The sequence below is a fragment of the Streptomyces malachitofuscus genome (genome assembly GCF_055571035.1).
The window spans coordinates 91,181-109,576 of the sequence record NZ_JBVIGA010000024.1 but is presented as its reverse complement, the minus strand read 5'-3'; the positions used below and the strand labels follow the sequence as shown (position 1 = coordinate 109,576).

Sequence of the window (18,396 nt, the reverse complement as noted above, 5' to 3'; positions counted from 1 at the left end):
GCTTCCTTGACGCTGTTGCTGCGACCGAGGAAGGGTGGGTAGCCACGTGCGGTCCACATCGCATCACGAACCCATGCATTTAGCAGGGTTGGACACGTCGAGTACCTCGAACGCACGAAGGACGAGATTCAGACGACGGGCCTGGGCGGCCACCGTGGCCGCCGGTGTCGTCGCCGCCGGCCTGCTGTCGGGTCCCGCCAGCGCGCGCCCGGCCCCGGATCCGTCCCTGACAACGATGTCCATCAAGTCGCCCCCGGGCGGCGCGAACGTACGTGTGCTGCTGTTCCACGGTTCGGCGGCCGGCGGCGACGAGTCGCCCCTGGTGAACGCCGGGATCGCGGCGATCGAGAGGATCGGGCTCTCCGGCCCGGCGGAGCAGCGGTTCCGGGTCACCGCCACCGGCGACGCCTCGGTCTTCACCAACGCCAAGAAGCTGGGCCGGTTCAACACGATCGTGTTCCTGACCGGCGGCGGCGACGTCCTCGACCCGGACCAGGAGGCGGGCCTCGAGGCGTACATGGAGGCCGGCGGCGGTTTCGTCGGTCTGCACGACGCCGCCCGCGCGGAGCCGTACTCGGACTGGTTCACCGGTCTGATCGGCGCCCGCCCGGCCGCCTCGAGCCCCGACAAGGTGCAGCGGGCGACCGTGGAGGTCGGCGACCGCGCGCATCCGGCGACCAAGGGTCTGCCGATGGAGTGGAAGCGGCCCGACAAATGGCTGAACTGGGTGAAGAACCCGTCCGGCGACGTGCACACGGTCGCCAGGGTCCGCGAGTCGACCTACGCGCCCGGTGCGGGCGCGGGCGGCTGGGACCACCCGGTCAGCTGGTGCCGTGACTACGACGGCGGCCGGTCCTTCTACACCGGCATGGGCGGCACGGTGTCGTCGTACGACGAGACCGACTTCCGCGAGCATCTGCGCGGCGCCCTGCTGTGGACCAACCGGCTCGTCCAGGCCGACTGCAAGGCCACCATCACCGGCAACTACAAGGCGGAGCGGCTCACCAAGCCCAACCAGCCCGGGCAGAACGACCAGATCGGCGAGCCGCACGGCCTGGTCACCGCGCCCGACGGACGGGTCTTCTACATCGGCCGCGGCGGCGCGGACGCCTCGCAGCCCGTGGTCACCGACTGGAACGACCCGGACATCGGCAAGGGCAAGGGCGAGATCCACGTCTACGACCCGAAGACCGAGAAGGTCACCCTGGCCGGAGCGCTCACGGTCTTCGGCAACAAGGGCGGCGGCGACGAGCTGAGGAAGGTCGAGGAGGGCCTGCTCGGCATCGAACTGGACCCGGCGTTCGAGCAGAACGGATGGGTGTACCTGCACTACACGCCCCACTCCGAGATCAACCGGGACACCCGCATGGCCGAGCGGCGGGTCTCCCGCTTCACGCTCGACCACGCCACCGACAAGCTGGACCTGAGCAGCGAGAAGGTGCTGCTGAAGTGGCCGGTGCAGATCCATAGCTGCTGCCACGCCGGCGGCGGGATGGCCTGGGACTCCAAGGGCAATCTGTACATCGCCACCGGTGACAACAACTCCAGCGGCTTCAGCGGCGGTTACTCGGGCAACAACCCCGAGCCCAACTACAAGGGCGTGTCCTTCGCGGACGCGCGCCGCACGGCCGGCAACACCAACAACCTCAACGGCAAGATCCTGCGCATCCACCCCGAGCCGGACGGCACGTACACCCTCCCCGAGGGCAACCTGTTCACCGGCGAGGAGACCGCCGAGGGCGGCGGCAAGACGCGCGGCGAGATCTATGTGATGGGGGTGCGCAACCCGGCGCGCATCTCCGTCGACAAGAAGACAGACATCCTCTACGCGGGCTGGGTCGGCCCGGACGCCGGTTCCCCGTCGACCGTGTGGGGCCCGGCGAAGTACGACACGTTCGCCGTCATCACCGAGGCGTCCAACCGTGGCTGGCCGTACTGCATGGGCAACAAGCAGCCCTACCGGGACCGGAACCTGCCGGACCCGTCCAAGCCGCTCGGCTGGTACGACTGCGACCACCCGAAGAACGAGTCGCCGAACAACGACGGCCTGGTCAATCTGCCGCCGGTGACCGGCAACAACATCTGGTACTCGCCGCAGGGCGGCGCCCCGGACTACCCGCGCGACGCGAACGGCATCCCGTCGTACGTGCAGGACCAGGCCACCTACCGGCTGCCCTGGCTGAAGGGCGGCGGCCAGGCCGCGATGAACGGCCCGGTCTACCGCTACGACGCGGGCAGTTCCAGTGACGTCAAGTGGCCGGCCTACTGGGACGGCAAGTGGTTCGTCGGTGACTTCTACGACGCCGACCAGCCGCGCAACGCGGTGCTCATGGACCCGAAGACGCAGGGCGACGGCGGTCTCCCGGTGCACTCGGAGTCCCTGAAGAAGATCGTGCCCGTCGGCAACGACGGCATCAGGAACCTGATGGGCTGGACGTTCGGTCCGGACGGCGCGCTGTACGTCCTCGACTACGGCCGCGGCTTCTTCACCTCGGACGCCAAGTCCGCGCTGTGGCGGGTCACCTACACGGGCGGCGGCCCGACCCCGGCCGCCGGTCAGCTGGCGAGGAAGGCCGGATGAAACCAGTGACACGGAAACGAAGAGTGTGGGCCGGCCTGCTGGCCGCCCTGCTGATGATGCTCGGTCTGCAGACGACGACGTCCTCGGCCGGCGAGTCCGGGTCCACGGCCGGCGAGGCGGCGGCGCAGGTGCTCACCTGGACCGCGGGCGACAGCATCACCGCGTACACGTCGGCGCCGACGACCGCGGTGGCCGGCCCGGCGACGATCGTCTTCGAGAACAGCGCGGCCACCGGCAACACCACCGGCATGCCGCACACGCTGACGTTCGTGACCTCCGACCCGGAGTTCAACAACGACGTCCAGCTCAACATCCTGGCCAACCCCAGTGACGCCCAGGGCGGCCGGCACACCGCGGAGGTGACGCTCACCCCGGGCCGCTACTTCTACCACTGCACCATCCCCGGCCACGGGGAGATGCAGGGCATCCTGACGGTGACCGAGGGCGGCGGCGAGGACACCACCGCTCCCGAGGCCACGGCGAAGGTGACGGGCTCGCAGAACGACAAGGGCGAGTACGTCGGTTCGGCGAGCGTGGCCCTCGAGGCCACGGACGACGACTCGGGCGTGGACCGGATCGAGTACGCCCTCGGTGCCGACGGCGCCTGGCAGCCGTACACCGCCCCGGTGGTCGTCGACCAGGTCGGTGCGCACACGGTGCGCTACCGCGCCCTGGACAAGGCGGGCAACGTCTCGGCGGAGAAGAGCGTCGCCTTCACCGTCGTCGCGCCGCCGACGGACGACACCACCGCACCGGAGACCTCGGCGACGGTGGACGGCGAGAAGAACGACGACGGCGCCTACATCGACATGGCGACGGTCACCGTCACCGCGTCCGACACCGGCTCCGGCGTCAACACCATCGAGTACGCCCTCGGGGCCGACGGTCCCTGGCAGGCGTACACCGGACCGGTGATGGTGCACGAGGTGGGCACGCACACCGTGCGCTACCGCGCCACCGACAAGGCGGGCAACACGGCGGCGGCCAAGAGCGTGGAGTTCACCGTCGTCGCCGCTCCCCCGCAGGACACCACCCCGCCGGCGACCGGTGTGACCGTGGAGGGCACCAGGAACTCCGACGGCGCGTACGTCGGTGACGCCACCGTGACCGTCACCGCGGACGACGGGCACGGGGGTTCCGGGGTCGCGGCCGTCGAGTACTCGCTGGACGGCGGCCCGTACCTGGCCTACACCGGGCCCGTGGTCGTCGACCGGGCGGGCCGGCACACCGTGGCCTACCGGGCGAGCGACAAGGCCGGCAACACCTCCGAGCCGCTCACCGTGAGCTTCACGGTCGTGGCGGACGGCGGGGTGCCCGCGCCCAACTGCCCGGAGTACGACGAGCGGTTGACGGTGTTCGTCGGCACGGTCGACTCGGGTGTGCCGAACCGGGTGACCAACAACCGCTGCCGGATCGGTGAGCTGATCGAGGACGAGAAGGAGTGGACCTCGCAGGCGCTGTTCCTCAAGCATGTGCGGAGCGTCGTGGACGCGCTCAAGAAGGAAGGGGTCATCGACAAGCGGGAGAAGCGGGCGATCAACCAGGCCGCCCGTCAGTCCGGCATCGGCAAGCCCGGCCAGACCGAGGGCTACCGCAAGATCCTCGACGGCACCCAGGAGACCTTCGCCAAGTGGGAGCACGTGGGCGGCGGTTCGTTCGGGCTGAACCCGGACGGGTCGATCACCTCCGGCACCACCCGGGGCGGTCTGGGCATGCTGTGGTTCCCCGAGCGCAAGTACGGCGACTTCTCGCTGAAGCTCCAGTGGCGTGACGACGCCCCGGGCACCGGCAACGCCAACTCCGGTGTGTTCGTGCGGTTCCCGCAGATCCACGACCACCCGGAGGAGCCCCGGCCGGAGTGGGCCGCCATCAAGTTCGGGCACGAGATCCAGGTGTTCGACTCGCCCACCGGCGACATGTACAAGACCGGCTCCGTCTACGGCTTCGACCGGGTGGGCCTGGCCGGCGCGGGCGTGACACAGAAGGGCACCTGGAACGACTACGAGATCCGCGTGGTGGACCAGCACTACTCGGTCTACCGCAACGGCGTGCTGATCAACGAGTTCGACAACACCGGCGGCCAGGACTTCACCCCGCCGCGCTCGGACGACCCGGGCACGGACGGGCGGCGGTTCGCCTCCGGTTACATCGGACTGCAGGTGCACGGCACGACGGACGTCGTCTCCTACCGGGACGTCCGGATCAAGGACCTGTAGCACCCACGGGTACTGCGGTCATCCCGGGTCAGGAGGCCGAGGGCTTCGGCTTCCTGGCCCGGCTCGGCTGGACCCGGCTGGGTTCGCCCGGCATCTTCGGATACTCGGGCGGGTACGGCAGATCGCCCAGGCCGTGGTCGTGTTCGTCGCGGCGGGCGAGTTCGAGCAGGGGCTCCAGCGAGAACGCGTGAGCGTCCATGTCCGCGTGCACGTCGCCGAGTTCGGCGAAGCGCGCGGGCATGGTCATGATGTCGAAGTCCCGCGGATGCGCGGCATGGACCTCCTCCCAGCGCAGCGGCGCCGAGACGGGAGCGTGCGGGTGGGGCCGCACGGAATAGGCGGAGGCGATGGTGCGGTCGCGGGCGGTCTGGTTGTAGTCGACGAAGATGCGTTCCCCGCGCTCCTCCTTCCACCACTTGATGGTCACCTGCTTCGGCATCCGGCGTTCCAGTTCCCGGCCCACGGCGATGGCGGCGCGGCGGACCTGGGTGAAGGTCCAGCGCGGTTCGATCGGCACGAACACATGGAGGCCTCGTCCGCCGGAGGTCTTCGGCCAGCCGCGCATCCCGTACGCGTCGAGGACGGCGCGCAGTTCGCCGGCGGCCCGGACGGCGTCGTCGTAGTCGGTGCCGGGCTGCGGATCGAGGTCGATGCGCAGTTCGTCGGGGTGGTCCACGTCCGTGCGGCGCACCGGCCAGGGGTGGAAGACGAGCGTGCCGTACTGGGCCGCCCACACCACGGCCGCCTCCTCGGTGGGGCACATCTCGTCGGCGCTGCGGCCGCTGGGGAAGGTGATGTGCGCGGTGGGGATCCAGTCGGGCATGCCCTTGGGGGCGCGCTTCTGGTAGAACCACTCGCCGGTGATGCCGTCGGGGTAGCGCTGCAGGGTGGTGGGCCGGTCGCGCAGGGCGCGCAGCAGTCCGGGGGCGACCGCCTGGTAGTAGCGGGCGACGTCCAGCTTGGTGTAGCCGTGCTCCGGGAAGAAGACCTTGTCCGGACTGGACAGCCGTACGGTCCGGCCGGCCACCTCGAGTTCCACCGCGTCACCCATGCGAGCCACGGTAGAGGCGGGACACCTACCCCGCACACCGGGCGACAACGGGCGTGGGCGCGCAGAATCGGAGCATGGATCTTCCCGTCATGCCGCCCGTGAAGCCGATGCTCGCCAAGTCCGTGGCGAAGATCCCGCCCGGGATGCAGTACGAGGCCAAGTGGGACGGGTTCCGGGCGATCGTGTTCCGCGACGGGGACGAGGTCGAGCTGGGGAGCCGTACGGGGAAGTCGCTGACCAGGTATTTCCCCGAGGTGGTGGCGGCGGTGCGGGAGCGGTTGCCAAGGCGCTGCGTGCTGGACGGGGAGATCGTCATCGCCCGGGAGGGGCATCTCGACTTCGACGCGCTCACCGAGCGCATCCATCCGGCGGACTCGAGGGTGCGGATGCTCGCCGAACGGACCCCGGCGTCCTTCGTCGCCTTCGACGTCCTGGCGCTGGCGGACGAGTCGCTGCTGGACGTCCCGCTGTCGGACCGCCGGGAGCTGCTGGTCCGGGCGCTGGAGGGGGTCACGCCGCCGGTGCATGTGGCGCCGGCGACGACCGACGTCGAGGTGGCCCGGGGGTGGTTCGAGCAGTACGAGGGGGCCGGCCTGGACGGTGTGATCGCCAAGCCGATGGATCTGCGCTACCGCCAGGACGAGCGGGCCATGTTCAAGATCAAGCACGAGCGCACGGCCGACGTGGTCGTCGCCGGCTACCGGCTCCACAAGAGCGGCCCGGTCGTGGGCTCGCTGCTGCTGGGCCTGTACGACGACGGCGGCCGCCTCCAGCATGTCGGCGTGTCCGCGGCGTTCCCCATGAAGCGGCGCGCGGAGCTGATCGAGGAGTTGGCTCCGCTGCGGATGGACGACGTGTCGGGCCATCCGTGGGCGGCCTGGGCGGACGAGGCGGCGCACGAGTCGGCGCGGCTGCCCGGGGCCCCGAGCCGCTGGTCGGGGGGCAAGGACCTGTCGTGGGTGCCGCTGCGGCCGGAGCGGGTGGCCGAGGTGGCCTACGACCACATGGAGAACGGGCAGCGTTTCCGGCACACCGCCCGCTTCCGTCGCTGGCGCCCGGACCGCGCTCCCGAGAGCTGCACCTACGCGCAGTTGGAGGAGCCGGTCCGCTACGACCTGGCCGAGATTCTCGGCGGGCCGTGAGTCAGGGCTGCATCAGCACCTTGACGGCGCCGTCGCGCTTCTCCTGGAACATCGCGTAGGCCTCCGGTGCCTCGCTCAACGACACCCGGTGGGTGGCGAAGTCGTCCACGCCGAGGGGGTCCTCGTCGGTGAGGTAGGGGATGATCTCGTCGCTCCAGCGGCGTACGTTCGCCTGGCCCATGCGCATCTGGATCTGCTTGTCGAACAGGGTGAGCATGGGCATCGGGTCGGCCATGCCGCCGTAGACGCCGCTGATGGAGATGGTGCCGCCGCGGCGTACCAGGTCGATGGCGGTGTGGAGGGCGGCGAGGCGGTCCACGCTGAAGCGTTCCGCCATCGGGCCGCTCAGTTTGCGGGGCAGCAGCGCCGAGGCGTTCTGCACCATGCGCGCCGCGGCGCTGCCGTGGGCCTCGGTGCCGACCGCGTCGATCACGGCGTCGGGGCCGCGTCCGTCGGTTCGGTCGCGGATGGCGGCGACCAGTTCCTTGTGGTCGTCGAAGGAGCGCAGGTCGAAGGTCTCCACGCCCCGTTCCTTGGCCCTGTTCAGCCGTTCCGGGACCATGTCCACGCCGAACACCTGGCCGGCGCCCTGGACCTGGGCGACCCGGCAGGCCATGTCGCCGATGGGGCCGAGCCCGAGCACGGCGACGCTGCCGCCCTTGGGGACCCCGGCGTAGGCGACCGCCTGCCAGGCGGTGGGCAGGACGTCGGAGAGGTAGACGAAGCGGTCGTCGGACGGCCCCTCGGGGACCTTGATCGGGCCGTACTGGGCCTGCGGGACCCGCAGGTACTCGGCCTGGGCGCCCGGCACCGCGCCGTACAGCCGGGTGTAGCCGAACAGCGCGGCGCCCATGCCCTCGGCGCTGACCTGGGTGGTCTCGCACTGGGTGGGCAGTCCGGTCAGGCACATCCAGCAGTTGCCGCAGGCGATCTGGAACGGCACCACGACCCGGTCACCGACCTGGAGGTCGGGCACCGCCGCGCCGACCTCCTCGACGATGCCCATCGGCTCATGGCCGAGGATGTCGCCCGGGGTCATGAACGGGGTCAGCACCTCGTACAGATGGAGGTCGGATCCGCACAGTCCCGTGGAGGTGATGCGGATGACCGCGTCCGTCGGCTCCTCGATCCGTGGGTCGGGCACGTTCTCCACGCGTACGTCCCGCTTTCCCTGCCAGGTCACTGCCCTCATCGCCGTCTGCTCCCTCCGTGCCGGCCCGTGTGCCGCTCGTGCGGTGGGCGTCCGGGTACCCGAGCGGCCGGATGCCGAACCGCGGGCCGCTGAGCCGATCGGCGGACGCCACCGCGCGGGAGCACCTCCGTTCCGCTCTGGCCAGAGACGATCAGAAAAGCGCACAATCAAGACAACGGATGATATGAGGCAGGCGCGGTGGCAACGGTGGGCACGGAACGAGGGGCGCGCCTACGGCGCGGCACGGGGGCGAGGATGCTGCTGGCCGCCGTACTGACGGCCGGGCTCGCCGCGGGCTGTACGACGTCGGACGGTCCCGGTGACGACGGCCGGGGGTCGGCCGACGCGTCACCGTCCCGGCCCGGTGGACAGGACGTTCCGCCGGTACTGGCCGTGAAGATCGACAACGCCCCTGCCGCCCGCCCCCAGACCGGTCTGGGGGCCGCCGACGTGGTGTACGCCGAACAGGTCGAGGGCGGGAGCAGCAGGCTGATCGCCGTGTACGCCACCGAGCTGCCGGACTCGGCCGGGCCGGTCCGCAGCGCCCGTGAGTCCGATCTGGAGCTGCTGCGCCAGTTCGACCGGCCGGTGCTGGCCTTCTCGGGGGCGCAGAGCAAGTTGCTGCCGCTGATCGAGGAGGCGCCGCTGGAGGCGGTGACACCGGAAACGGAGCCCGGAGCCTACACCCGGGACCCCGGCCGGTCCGCTCCGCACAATCTGTATCTGCGCCCGGACCGGATCATGGACAGTCCTCCCGGCGAGACCGCCCTGACCACCGGCTTCCGCTTCGGCCGGCCTCCGGCGGACGGCGAGCCCCGGAACGAGCTCACGGTCCGCTACCCGGCCGCCCGCTTCACGTTCACCTGGTCCGAGGACCGCGACCGCTGGCTGGTCTCGATGGACGGCGCACCGGCGGTCACCACGGAGGGCGGGCGGCTGGCGCCCGCGACGGTCGTCGTGCAGTACGTGACCGTGCGCGCCTCGGGATTCCGGGACTTCCTCGGCAACACCACCCCGTTCACCGAGACGGTGGGATCCGGTGACGCCACCGTGCTGCGCGACGGACGCGCGTACCGGGCGGACTGGAAGCGTCCGGCCGCCGGGGACGGCACCTCCTTCACCACCGACGACGGCGACCCCCTGAACTTCGCACGCGGTCAGGTGTGGGTGGTGTACGCCGAGGCGCCCTGAGCCGGTACGGTCAGTGCGGGGCGCCCAGGGCGGGCCGGGGATCGCGCAGACCCTCTGCCGCATCCGCCACGCGCCGCATCAGGTCCATGAACACGGCCCGCTCGTCGGCGTCGAGCGGGGCCAGGAAGACCTGGTTCATCCGCGCCGTGCGCACCGTCAGCCCGCGGTGGGTGCGCACCCCGTCGTCGGTGAGGCGCAGCAGGAACCGGCGGCCGTCCTGCGGATCACGGACCTTGTCCAGCAGCCCGCGCCGGATGAGCCGGGCGATCACCTCGGCGACGGTGGACCGGTCGAGCCCGACCCGCTCCCCCACGGTGCGCTGGTCGAGACCCGGTTCGGCGACGAGCGCGTTGAGCACGGCGAACTGCGGTGAGGTGATCTCCTCGGAGACCATCGTGGTCCACAGCAGGTGGTGCGCCTGCTGGAGCCGCCGGGCCAGGTGCCCGGGATGGGTGGCGAGGTCCACGGCGGCCATGTGCGCTCCCATGGTTCGTTCGGTGCGTTTCGTCGGTGCACTGATTTTTTTGAACTCCTGAACAGTACTGGACAGGTGACTTGCCGCGTGTAAATACTCAGTGCCCTGATCAAACCAGGATCGGGCGGTCCGGAAGGGATGGGGTTCCTCCGATGGACAAGGTGGTCGTCTCGGCGGCGGAGGCAGTGGCCGACGTGCCGCACGGTGCGTCCCTGGCGGTGGGCGGCTTCGGCCTCAGCGGTGTCCCCCAGGTGCTGATCCGGGCACTGTACGCGCGGGGGGTCGGCGGCCTGTCGGTCGTCTCCAACAACTGCGGGGCGATGGAGTCCGGACTCGCGGTGCTGCTCGCGGCGGGCCGGATCGCCCGGGTGACCGGTTCGTACATCGGCGCGAACAAGGAGTTCGCACGGCAGTACCTGGCCGGCGAGCTGGAGGTCGAGCTGATCCCGCAGGGCACGCTCGCGGAACGGCTGCGCGCCGGAGGCGCCGGTATACCCGCGTTCTACACGCCCGCCGGAGTGGGCACGCAGGTCGCCGAGGGCGGACTGCCCTGGCGCTACGACGGCTCCGGCGGGGTGGCGCTCGCCTCGCCCGCGAAGGAGGTGCGGGAGTTCGACGGCAGGCAGTACGTGCTGGAGCGGGGTATCCGCACCGACTACGCGCTGGTACGTGCGGCGAGGGGCGACCGGCACGGCAACCTGGTGTTCGGCAAGTCCGCCCGCAACTTCAATCCCCTTGCGGCGATGGCGGGCCGGGTGACGGTCGCGGAGGTGGAGGAACTGGTGGAGCCCGGCGGCCTCGGCCCGGACGCCGTGCATCTGCCGGGCGTCTTCGTGCAGCGGGTGGTCGCCCTCACGGCAGCGCAGGCGGCGGACAAGAAGGCCGAGCGGCGGACGGTGAACGGCTGATGGCCTGGACCCGCGAGCAGATGGCGGCGCGGGCGGCCCTCGAACTGAGGGACGGTCAGTACGTCAACCTCGGCATCGGACTGCCCACGCTGATCCCGGACCACCTCCCGCCCGGCGTCGAGGTGGTGCTGGAGAGTGAGAACGGCATCCTGGGCACCGGCCCCTACCCCGCCGCGGACGACGTCGACCCGGACCTGATCAACGCCGGGAAGGAGACCGTCACGGTCCTTCCGGGCGCCTCCTTCTTCGACTCGGCGCTGTCGTTCGCCATGATCCGGGGCGGACACATCGATGTCGCCGTCCTCGGCGCGATGCAGGTGTCCTGCCGCGGTGACCTGGCCAACTGGGCGATACCCGGCAGGCTCGTCACCGGCATCGGCGGCGCGATGGACCTGGTCCACGGCGCCCGCACGGTGATCGTGATGACGGCCCACACCGCGAAGGACGGCACTCCGAAGATCGTGACGGAGTGCTCGCTGCCGCTGACCGGCAAGGCGTGCGTCGACCGGATCGTCACCGACCTCGGTGTCCTCGACGTCACCGGCGCCGGCCTCGTCCTCGTCGAGACCGCCCCCGGCGTGACCGTGGAGGAGATCACCGCCCGGACCGGAGCACAACTCACCCTCGGGGAGGGCCTGTCGTGACCGACGCACTCACTCAAGCCGACATCGACCGGGAGATCGCGGCCGAGCACGCCGCGTACGAGAAGCGGCTCGCCGACGGCGGGCCGGTCGAGCACCATCCCCGCCGCGGCTACGCGCCGTACCGTTCGTCGGTGCTGCGCCACCCGAAGCGCCCGCCGGTCGCCGTCGACGTGTCCCGGGACCCGGAGCTCGTGGAACTGTCCTCCCCCGCGTTCGGCGACCGGGACGTCACCGAGATCGACAACGACCTCACCCGGCATCACACCGGCGAGCCCATCGGCGAGCGCATCACCGTCTCCGGCCGGCTGCTGGACCGTGACGGCCGCCCTGTGCGCGGCCAGCTGGTGGAGGTCTGGCAGGCCAACTCGGCCGGACGGTACGCGCATCGGCGCGAGCAGCACGACGCCCCGCTGGACCCGAACTTCACCGGCGTGGGCCGCACCCTCACCGACGCCGACGGCCGCTACCGCTTCACCACGATCCGGCCGGGCCCGTACCCGTGGCGCAATCACGTGGGCGCCTGGCGCCCGGCGCACATCCACTTCTCCGTGTTCGGTACCGCGTTCACCCAGCGGCTGGTGACGCAGATGTACTTTCCGGGCGACCCGCTCCTCCCGTACGACCCGATCCTGCACTCCGTGACCGACGACGCGGCGCGGCAGCGGCTGATCGCCGCCTACGACCACGGCCTGTCCGTACCGGAGTTCAGCCTCGGCTACCGCTGGGACATCGTGCTCGACGGACCGCGGGCCACCTGGACGGAAGAAGGGCGCTGACCACCATGACGGACACCACCGGCCCGCACGGCGTGCTGCCCACCCCCTCGCACACCGTCGGCCCCTTCTACGGCTACGCACTGCCCTTCCGCGGTGGTGAGGACATCGCACCCGCCGGACATCCGGACACCCTGACCGTGCACGGGTACGTGTACGACGGCGAGGGCGGGCCCCTGCCGGACGCGCTGCTGGAACTGTGGGGTCCGGACCCCGACGGGAACGTGCCGACGGCGGACGGTTCGATGCGGCGGGACCCGGCGAGCGGGGGCTTCCTGGGCCGCAACGGCGTGGAGTTCACCGGCTTCGGGCGGATCCAGACCGATGCGGACGGCCACTGGTACGCCCGTACCCTGCGCCCGGGAGCACGCGGCCACAACGCGCCGTACCTGAGCGTGTGCGTCTTCGCGCGCGGCCTGCTGGTGCACCTGTTCACCCGCATCTATCTGCCGGGCGACGAGCCGGCCCTCACGGCGGATCCGCTGCTGTCCCGGCTCGACGCGGAGCGCCGCGACACGCTGATCGCGGCCGACGAGGGGGCCGGCACGTACCGTTTCGACATCCGCCTTCAGGGCGAAGGCGAGACGGTCTTCCTGGAGTTCCAGTGACATCAGCCGATTCCGACACCGGCCTGCTCGCCCCCGGGTGGACCGGCTCCCCGGCCGCCGCCGAGACCGGTGACCCGGCGTTCCTGCGGGCGCTGCTCGACGCGGAGGCCGCGCTCGCCCGGGCCCAGGCCGCGCTGGGACTCGTCACGGCGGAGGCGGCGGCCGCGGTGACGGAGGCGGCCGACCCGGGGCGCTTCGACATCGCCTCCCTCGCCGTGCGCGCCCGGGACGGCGGAAACCCGGTGATCGGGCTGGTCGCCGAGCTGACGCGGAGCGTCGGCGAGGTGCACGGAGCCGCCGTGCACCGGGGGGCGACCAGCCAGGACATCATGGACTCGGCGACGATGCTGGTCGCCCACCGTGCCCTGGGGCCGGTCCTCGACGACCTCGAGCGCGTGCAGCGGGCCCTGGCCCGGCTGGCCGTTGAACACAGGGACACCGTGCTGCCGGGCCGGACCCTGACCCAGCACGCCGTGCCGACGACGTTCGGGCTGAAGGCCGCCGGGTGGCGGTCGCTGGTGCTCGACGCCCGGGACCGGGTGCGGACGGTACGGGCCTCGCTGCCCGCCCAGCTCGGGGGCGCGGCCGGCACCCTGGCGGCCTTCTCCGCGTACGGAGCCGACGACGCGACGGCGCTGCCGGCCGCCTACGCCCGCGAACTGGGTCTGCAGGAACCGCTGTTGCCCTGGCACACCCTGCGCACTCCCCTCGCCGACCTCGCCGGGTGCCTGGCGTCGACGGCCGGGGCCCTCGGCAAGCTCGCGGCCGATGTCCTCACCCTCTCCCGTACCGAGATCGCGGAGGTGTCCGAGGGGAGCGGCGGCGGTTCCTCAACCATGCCGCACAAGGCGAACCCGGTCCGCTCCACGCTCATCGCGGCGGCGGCCCGGCGGGCACCGCAGCTCGCGGCCACGCTCTACGGCTCGCTGGTGGCCGAGGACGAGCGTCCGGCCGGGGCCTGGCACGCCGAGTGGGAACCGCTCAGGGACCTGCTCCGCCTGGTCGGCGGCGCGGCCCGGGACGCCGCCGAGCTCACCGAGGGACTGCGCGTGCACCCGGAGGCCATGCGTCAACACCTGGACACCACAGGTGGGTTGATCGTCTCCGAGCTGCTCTCCGCCGAGCTGGCGCCGGTGCTCGGCCGTGCCCGGGCGAAGGAACTGCTCACCGAGCTGGCCCGGCGGGCGCAGGAGGAGGGCCGCGAGCTGAGTGAGCTGCTGGCCGCCGTACCGGAGGTGCGGGACGCCGGCCTCTCCCCGTTCCTCGACCCCGCCTGCCGCACCGGCTCCGCCGGAGTGCTCACCGACCGTGCCCTGGAGCGATCGTGACCCCTTCTCTCCTCAACCACCGTGCCGAGGGAGCCGCTTCCGCTCCCCCGCTGCTGCTCGGCCCGTCGCTCGGCACGTCATCGGCCCTGTGGGACAGGGTGGCGCCCGAGCTGTCGGCCGCGCACCGGGTGGTGCGCTGGGACCTGCCGGGGCACGGGGGTTCCTCGGCGGGGCTGATCGGTCCCGGTGCCACCGTCGGCGATCTCGCCGGTCTGGTGCTCGCGCTGGCCGACTCGCTCGGCATCGACCGGTTCGCCTACGCGGGTGTCTCGCTGGGCGGTGCGGTCGGGCTGCATCTGGCCGTGCACCATCCGCGGCGGCTGACGTCGCTGGCCGTCATCTGCTCCTCGGCGCACTTCAACGGATCGAAGCCGTGGGAGGAGCGGGCGGCGCTGGTGCGACGCGAGGGAGTGGCCGGGCTCGCGGCGAACGCGGACGCCCGGTGGTTCACGGGCGGCTTCACCGTGCCGGAGCTGGTCCGCGATCACCGGGAGGCCGACCCGGAGGCGTACGCCGCGTGCTGTGACGCGCTGGCCGCCTTCGATCTGCGGGAGCGGCTGGCGGACGTCTCCGTGCCGACGCTGCTCGTCGCCGGTCGGGAGGACCCGGCGACACCGCCCGCGCATCTGCGGGAGATCGCGGACGCGGTGCCGGACGCGGCCCTGGTGGAGATCCCCGGCGCCTCGCATCTGGCGCCGGCCCAGTGTCCGGGGGCCGTGCTGGCCGCGCTGCGGGCGCAGTTCGGCGGTGCCGCCGGCCGCGGGATGGAGGTGCGGCGCGAGGTGCTCGGCGACGCGCACGTGGACCGGGCGCAGGCCCGCCAGACGCCGTTCACCGCCCGCTTCCAGGACTTCGTCTCTCGCTACGCGTGGGGCGAGATCTGGACCGACCCGACGCTCAGCCGCCGCGAACGCAGCATGATCACGCTCACCGCCCTGGTCGCGCACGGCCAGCACGACGAGCTGGCGATGCATGTGCGCGCGGCCCGACGGTGCGGGCTCACCCCCGAGGAGATCGGGGCGGTGCTGTTGCAGACCGCCGTGTACTGCGGGGTTCCGGCCGCCAACGCGGCCTTCGCGACGGCCCAGCGGGTGCTGGCGGAGGAGGGCGGTCACGAGCGGCCCTAGAAGGAGGCTCGTTGGGCTCGCGCCGGGGTCACGGGCCCTGGCACCGCATCTCGCCGCGTCGTCGTCGGCTGCCGCTCCGCCGTGCGCACCACGACCCCGGACCCCGCTCGGCCCGGCCGCACGGCACCGTTCATCGGAGCCGGCGGCCTGACCCCTGTGACGCCGCCGGCCGCGACCTCCTCGGCGCCGCACCAGGAGGTGTCCGACACATGGGCGCGGGAGAAGGAGCGGCGTCCGGTGCGTGCGATCGCAAGGCGCCGGAGCGCCCTCGTGACGGAGCCACGTGGGCGTTTCGGCAACGCGGCGAGCGTGCCTGCCGGACGCCGCGGGCATGTGTCAGACGCCCCTAGCGGAGTCCCGCGCCCGTCTCCAGTTCCGCCCGGGCCCGCTCCGCGAGGCCGTCCGCACCGCAGGAGCGGGCGAGTGCCAGGCCCCGTTCGAGATCGGTGGCGGAGCGGGCGAGGGTGCCGTACTCCACGCGGGCCGCGGCGTGTTCGTACTGGCAGGGCGAGGACTCCAGGTAGGTGACCGCCTGGGCGGCGAGGCGCACCGCGCGCTGGCCGGTCTCCAGGGCGGCGGCGACGCGCAGGGCCTCCCCTATGGCGGTGTCCGTGCCGAGCCGCTCGGCGCGCCGGCGGACGTCCACGGCCAGCCGGGCGGCGCGGGCGGGGTCCTCGGCGGCGAGGGCGCGGGCCAGGTCGGCGGCGCCGAAGACGTGCACCGGGTTGTGGTGGCCGCGGGCGGCCGCCGCCTTCTCCGCCGCCTCCAGTTCGTTGATGCCGTCCTTGGTGCGGCCGACGGCCAGCAGCAGCCGGCCGCGTACGGAGCGCGGGTCGGGCAGGACGATGGTGGACGGGTAGGGCGGTGCGAAGGCGTGCCGTTCGGCCGTCGCCCACGCCTCGTCGACATGACCGCGCGCGAGCAGGGTGTCGACGAGATTGCAGGTCGCGGTCCAGTACAGGGGCAGTCCGCGGCCGACGCGCTCGGCGAGGCGCAGGGATTCGCGCAGTGACTCCTCCGCCGCCTCCAGCCGGCCCCGCCGGCGGTGGGCGAGGCCGACGTAGGCGTGTGCCAGGACCAGGTGGCCGCCGCTCCAGCCGGCCGTGTCGTAGGCGTTCAGGGCTTCGGTGTAGAGGCTTTCGGCCCGGTCGAGGCGATCGGTGTAGGCATAGGAACTGGCCAGCATCAGCAGCAGTTCGACGCCCCACTCGGAGTCGGTCCAGCCGAGGCCGGGCGCGAGACGGCCGTTGACGAGGGCGCGGTTGCAGACCTCGACGATCTCCTCGGCGTTCTCGCCGCGCATCATGGCGTCGAAGCCGCGCAGGATGAGCAGCGCCCGTTCGGAGTTGTCGCGGCCGGTGCAGGTGGCGGCGAGCCGGGCGAGGCGCTCGGAGCGGCCGGGGGTGATGGTCTCGCCGGCGTGGATGCCCTCCCACATGAACTGGACTGCCTGGAGCCGCAGTTGGGCGGGACCTGGTTCGAGCCGGGCGGCCTCCGCCTCGACGGTGCGGACGGCCTCCTCCATCTGGTCGTTGTGCATCAGCGCCTGGGAGAGGCGGATCACGGCGTCCACCCGGCGGTCACCGTCGAGACCGGGCATACCGAGCGCGGTCCGCAGATGGCCGATCGTGCGGGCGGGTGCGGTGAGGAAGGTGGCACTGCCCAGTTCGTACAGGACGTGTGCGTGGACCTCGGGGCGGGGCGGTTCCTCGAGGGCGCGTTCCAGACAGCGGCGGGCGGCGTCGGGAGCGCCGACGGCGAGGTGTTCGCGCGCGGCCTCGCGCAGTTGCCAGACGAGTTCCTCGTCGTCGTCCGGGTGCACTTCGAGGAGGTGGCGGGCGGCGGCCGCGGCGCTGTGTCCGGAGTCGGTGACGATCCGGGCCGCGATGCCGTGCATGGCCCGGCGCAGGGCGTCGGGGATGGAGTTGTACACGGCCGTGGCGATCAGCGGGTGCACGAACTCCAGGTCGGCGGCCGAGGTGCCGCCCGTGGTGGCGGGGTCGGGCGCGGTGAGGATGCGGGCGCTGCGCAGGAGTTCGGCGCACCGTACGGCGTCGTCGCGGCCGAGGGTGGCGAGCCGGGCCACCAGGTCGACGGTGATGTCGCCGCCCAGGATGGCGGCTGCCCAGGCGAACCGGGTGGCGTCTATGCCCAGTTGTTCCAGCCGGGCGACGAGGCCGCCGCCGCGGGCCGAGCGGTTGAGTTCGCGCAGTTCTCCGGCGTGTGCCTCGACGGGCTCGAGTTCGCTGTCCTGGACCTTGGCGAGGAGCTCCACGGTCTCGTAGGGGTTGCCGGCGGTGACGGCCCACACCTCCCGGCAGAACGCGGCGTCGGCGTTCTCGCCCAGGGTGGCGCGGGTGAGTCCGGCGGCGGCGTCCGGGGTGAGGGCGCTGAGGGTGGTCACGGGGCGGTCGGCCGCGGCCGCGACGGCGTCCAGGTGCCGGGCTCCGGTCCCGGATATCTCACCGGGCCGGCGGGCGACCACGACGAGGACGGACAGGTCGGCCAGGCGCTCGGTGAAGGCGGCAAGCCAGTACAACGTCTCCTGGTCGGCCCAGTGGGCGTCGTCGATGAGCAGGACCAACGGCCAGTCGCGGCGGGCGAGTCGGCGAACGGCGGCGACCAGGCCCTCGCAGACGCCCTGCGGGTCGGCGTGCCGGTCACCCGGGTTCGCTATGCCGAGGGCGGGGCCGGCGATGTCGTACCAGTCGCCCAGGTACTCGCGTGCCTCCTCCGGCAGCATCGACACGAGGGCGGGCTGCAGGAGTTGGCGTACGACGTTGAAGGGGACGGAGCGCAGGGTCTCGCCGCCGCGGGCCGACCAGACGGTGCAGCCGCGCCGTTCGGCGATGCGCCGGGTCTCCGCCAGCAGCGCGGTCTTGCCGAGCCCCGCCTCGCCCCGCAGCACCAGGAGGCTGCCCGGCGAGGAGCGGTCGGCGCACAGGATGTCGACGGCCTCCTCGATCGCGGCGACTTCCTCGTCGCGCTCCCACAGGGAAGCCGAGGAAGCCGCCCGGGGCCGTGCCTCCGTCATCCTGCTACCTCCCCGATTCGCCCGAACGACGTACCGGTGTCGAGCGTAGTCCTCCTCCGGTCCGAGCGGGTCCGGTCGGCACACGTGTTGCCGTGACGAGTGACACCCGACACACCGGGTCGACGC

Annotated in this window: 14 protein-coding genes; 10 read left to right on the top strand and 4 right to left on the bottom strand. The window is 72.1% G+C overall.

Annotated features, from left to right (window positions below; genetic code table 11):
* Positions 1-73 precede the first annotated feature (73 nt).
* Positions 74-2,581 (top strand): ThuA domain-containing protein, encoded by a 2,508-nt coding sequence (locus ACZ44S_RS29975; protein WP_466934362.1) that lies wholly within the window; start codon positions 74-76, stop codon positions 2,579-2,581.
* Between the two features lie 23 nt (positions 2,582-2,604).
* Positions 2,605-4,797: an OmpL47-type beta-barrel domain-containing protein gene (locus ACZ44S_RS29970; protein WP_466934445.1), complete on the top strand. Its 2,193-nt coding sequence runs from the start codon at positions 2,605-2,607 to the stop codon at positions 4,795-4,797.
* 28 nt (positions 4,798-4,825) lie between these two features.
* On the opposite strand, the gene ligD is transcribed toward ACZ44S_RS29970, so the two are convergent.
* On the bottom strand, positions 4,826-5,848 hold the full coding sequence (gene ligD, locus ACZ44S_RS29965; RefSeq protein WP_466934361.1) for a non-homologous end-joining DNA ligase: 1,023 nt from the start codon (positions 5,846-5,848) through the stop codon (positions 4,826-4,828).
* A 74-nt stretch (positions 5,849-5,922) separates the two neighbouring features.
* Here ligD and ACZ44S_RS29960 point away from each other — a divergent pair, with 74 nt between their 5' ends.
* A complete protein-coding gene (locus ACZ44S_RS29960; RefSeq protein WP_466934359.1) occupies positions 5,923-6,990 on the top strand; it encodes an ATP-dependent DNA ligase in 1,068 nt (355 codons plus the stop codon).
* A gap of 1 nt (position 6,991) precedes the next feature.
* Here the strand turns inward: ACZ44S_RS29960 and ACZ44S_RS29955 are convergent, their stop codons facing one another.
* On the bottom strand, positions 6,992-8,182 hold the full coding sequence (locus tag ACZ44S_RS29955) for a zinc-dependent alcohol dehydrogenase (RefSeq protein ID WP_466934358.1): 1,191 nt from the start codon (positions 8,180-8,182) through the stop codon (positions 6,992-6,994).
* Positions 8,183-8,380: 198 nt separating this feature from the next.
* Here ACZ44S_RS29955 and ACZ44S_RS29950 point away from each other — a divergent pair, with 198 nt between their 5' ends.
* Positions 8,381-9,373, top strand: a complete 993-nt coding sequence (locus tag ACZ44S_RS29950) for a DUF3048 domain-containing protein (protein WP_466934356.1) — start codon at positions 8,381-8,383, stop codon at positions 9,371-9,373.
* 10 nt (positions 9,374-9,383) lie between these two features.
* On the opposite strand, the gene ACZ44S_RS29945 is transcribed toward ACZ44S_RS29950, so the two are convergent.
* Positions 9,384-9,848: a MarR family winged helix-turn-helix transcriptional regulator gene (locus ACZ44S_RS29945; protein ID WP_466934355.1), complete on the bottom strand. Its 465-nt coding sequence runs from the start codon at positions 9,846-9,848 to the stop codon at positions 9,384-9,386.
* A 152-nt stretch (positions 9,849-10,000) separates the two neighbouring features.
* On the opposite strand from ACZ44S_RS29945, the gene ACZ44S_RS29940 reads away from it, so the two are divergent.
* Genes ACZ44S_RS29940 through pcaDC form a run of 6 tightly spaced genes read left to right on the top strand, consistent with a single transcriptional unit; the run spans position 10,001 to position 15,236 of the window.
* Entirely contained in the window at positions 10,001-10,756 is a 756-nt protein-coding gene (locus ACZ44S_RS29940; protein WP_466934353.1) for a CoA transferase subunit A, read from the top strand.
* Positions 10,756-11,400 carry a CoA transferase subunit B gene (locus tag ACZ44S_RS29935; protein WP_466934352.1) on the top strand — a complete coding sequence of 215 codons (645 nt, stop codon included), beginning with the start codon at positions 10,756-10,758 and terminating at the stop codon, positions 11,398-11,400. Before ACZ44S_RS29940 ends, ACZ44S_RS29935 begins: the two co-directional genes overlap by 1 nt.
* A complete protein-coding gene (pcaH, locus tag ACZ44S_RS29930; RefSeq protein ID WP_466934350.1) occupies positions 11,397-12,176 on the top strand; it encodes a protocatechuate 3,4-dioxygenase subunit beta in 780 nt (259 codons plus the stop codon). The genes ACZ44S_RS29935 and pcaH overlap by 4 nt, the downstream gene beginning before the upstream one ends.
* 5 nt (positions 12,177-12,181) lie before the next feature.
* The gene (gene pcaG, locus ACZ44S_RS29925; RefSeq protein ID WP_466934349.1) at positions 12,182-12,781 is read left to right on the top strand and encodes a protocatechuate 3,4-dioxygenase subunit alpha; all 600 of its coding nucleotides are present in this window, start codon (positions 12,182-12,184) and stop codon (positions 12,779-12,781) included.
* Complete coding sequence (gene pcaB / locus ACZ44S_RS29920) at positions 12,778-14,109, top strand: 3-carboxy-cis,cis-muconate cycloisomerase (RefSeq protein ID WP_466934347.1); 1,332 nt, start codon at positions 12,778-12,780, stop codon at positions 14,107-14,109. Before pcaG ends, pcaB begins: the two co-directional genes overlap by 4 nt.
* Positions 14,106-15,236, top strand: coding sequence for a bifunctional 3-oxoadipate enol-lactonase/4-carboxymuconolactone decarboxylase PcaDC (pcaDC, locus tag ACZ44S_RS29915; RefSeq protein WP_466934345.1), 1,131 nt, complete (start codon positions 14,106-14,108; stop codon positions 15,234-15,236). Before pcaB ends, pcaDC begins: the two co-directional genes overlap by 4 nt.
* 346 nt (positions 15,237-15,582) lie before the next feature.
* Here the strand turns inward: pcaDC and ACZ44S_RS29910 are convergent, their stop codons facing one another.
* On the bottom strand, positions 15,583-18,270 hold the full coding sequence (locus tag ACZ44S_RS29910) for an ATP-binding protein (protein WP_466934343.1): 2,688 nt from the start codon (positions 18,268-18,270) through the stop codon (positions 15,583-15,585).
* Between the last annotated feature and the right edge of the window lie 126 nt (positions 18,271-18,396).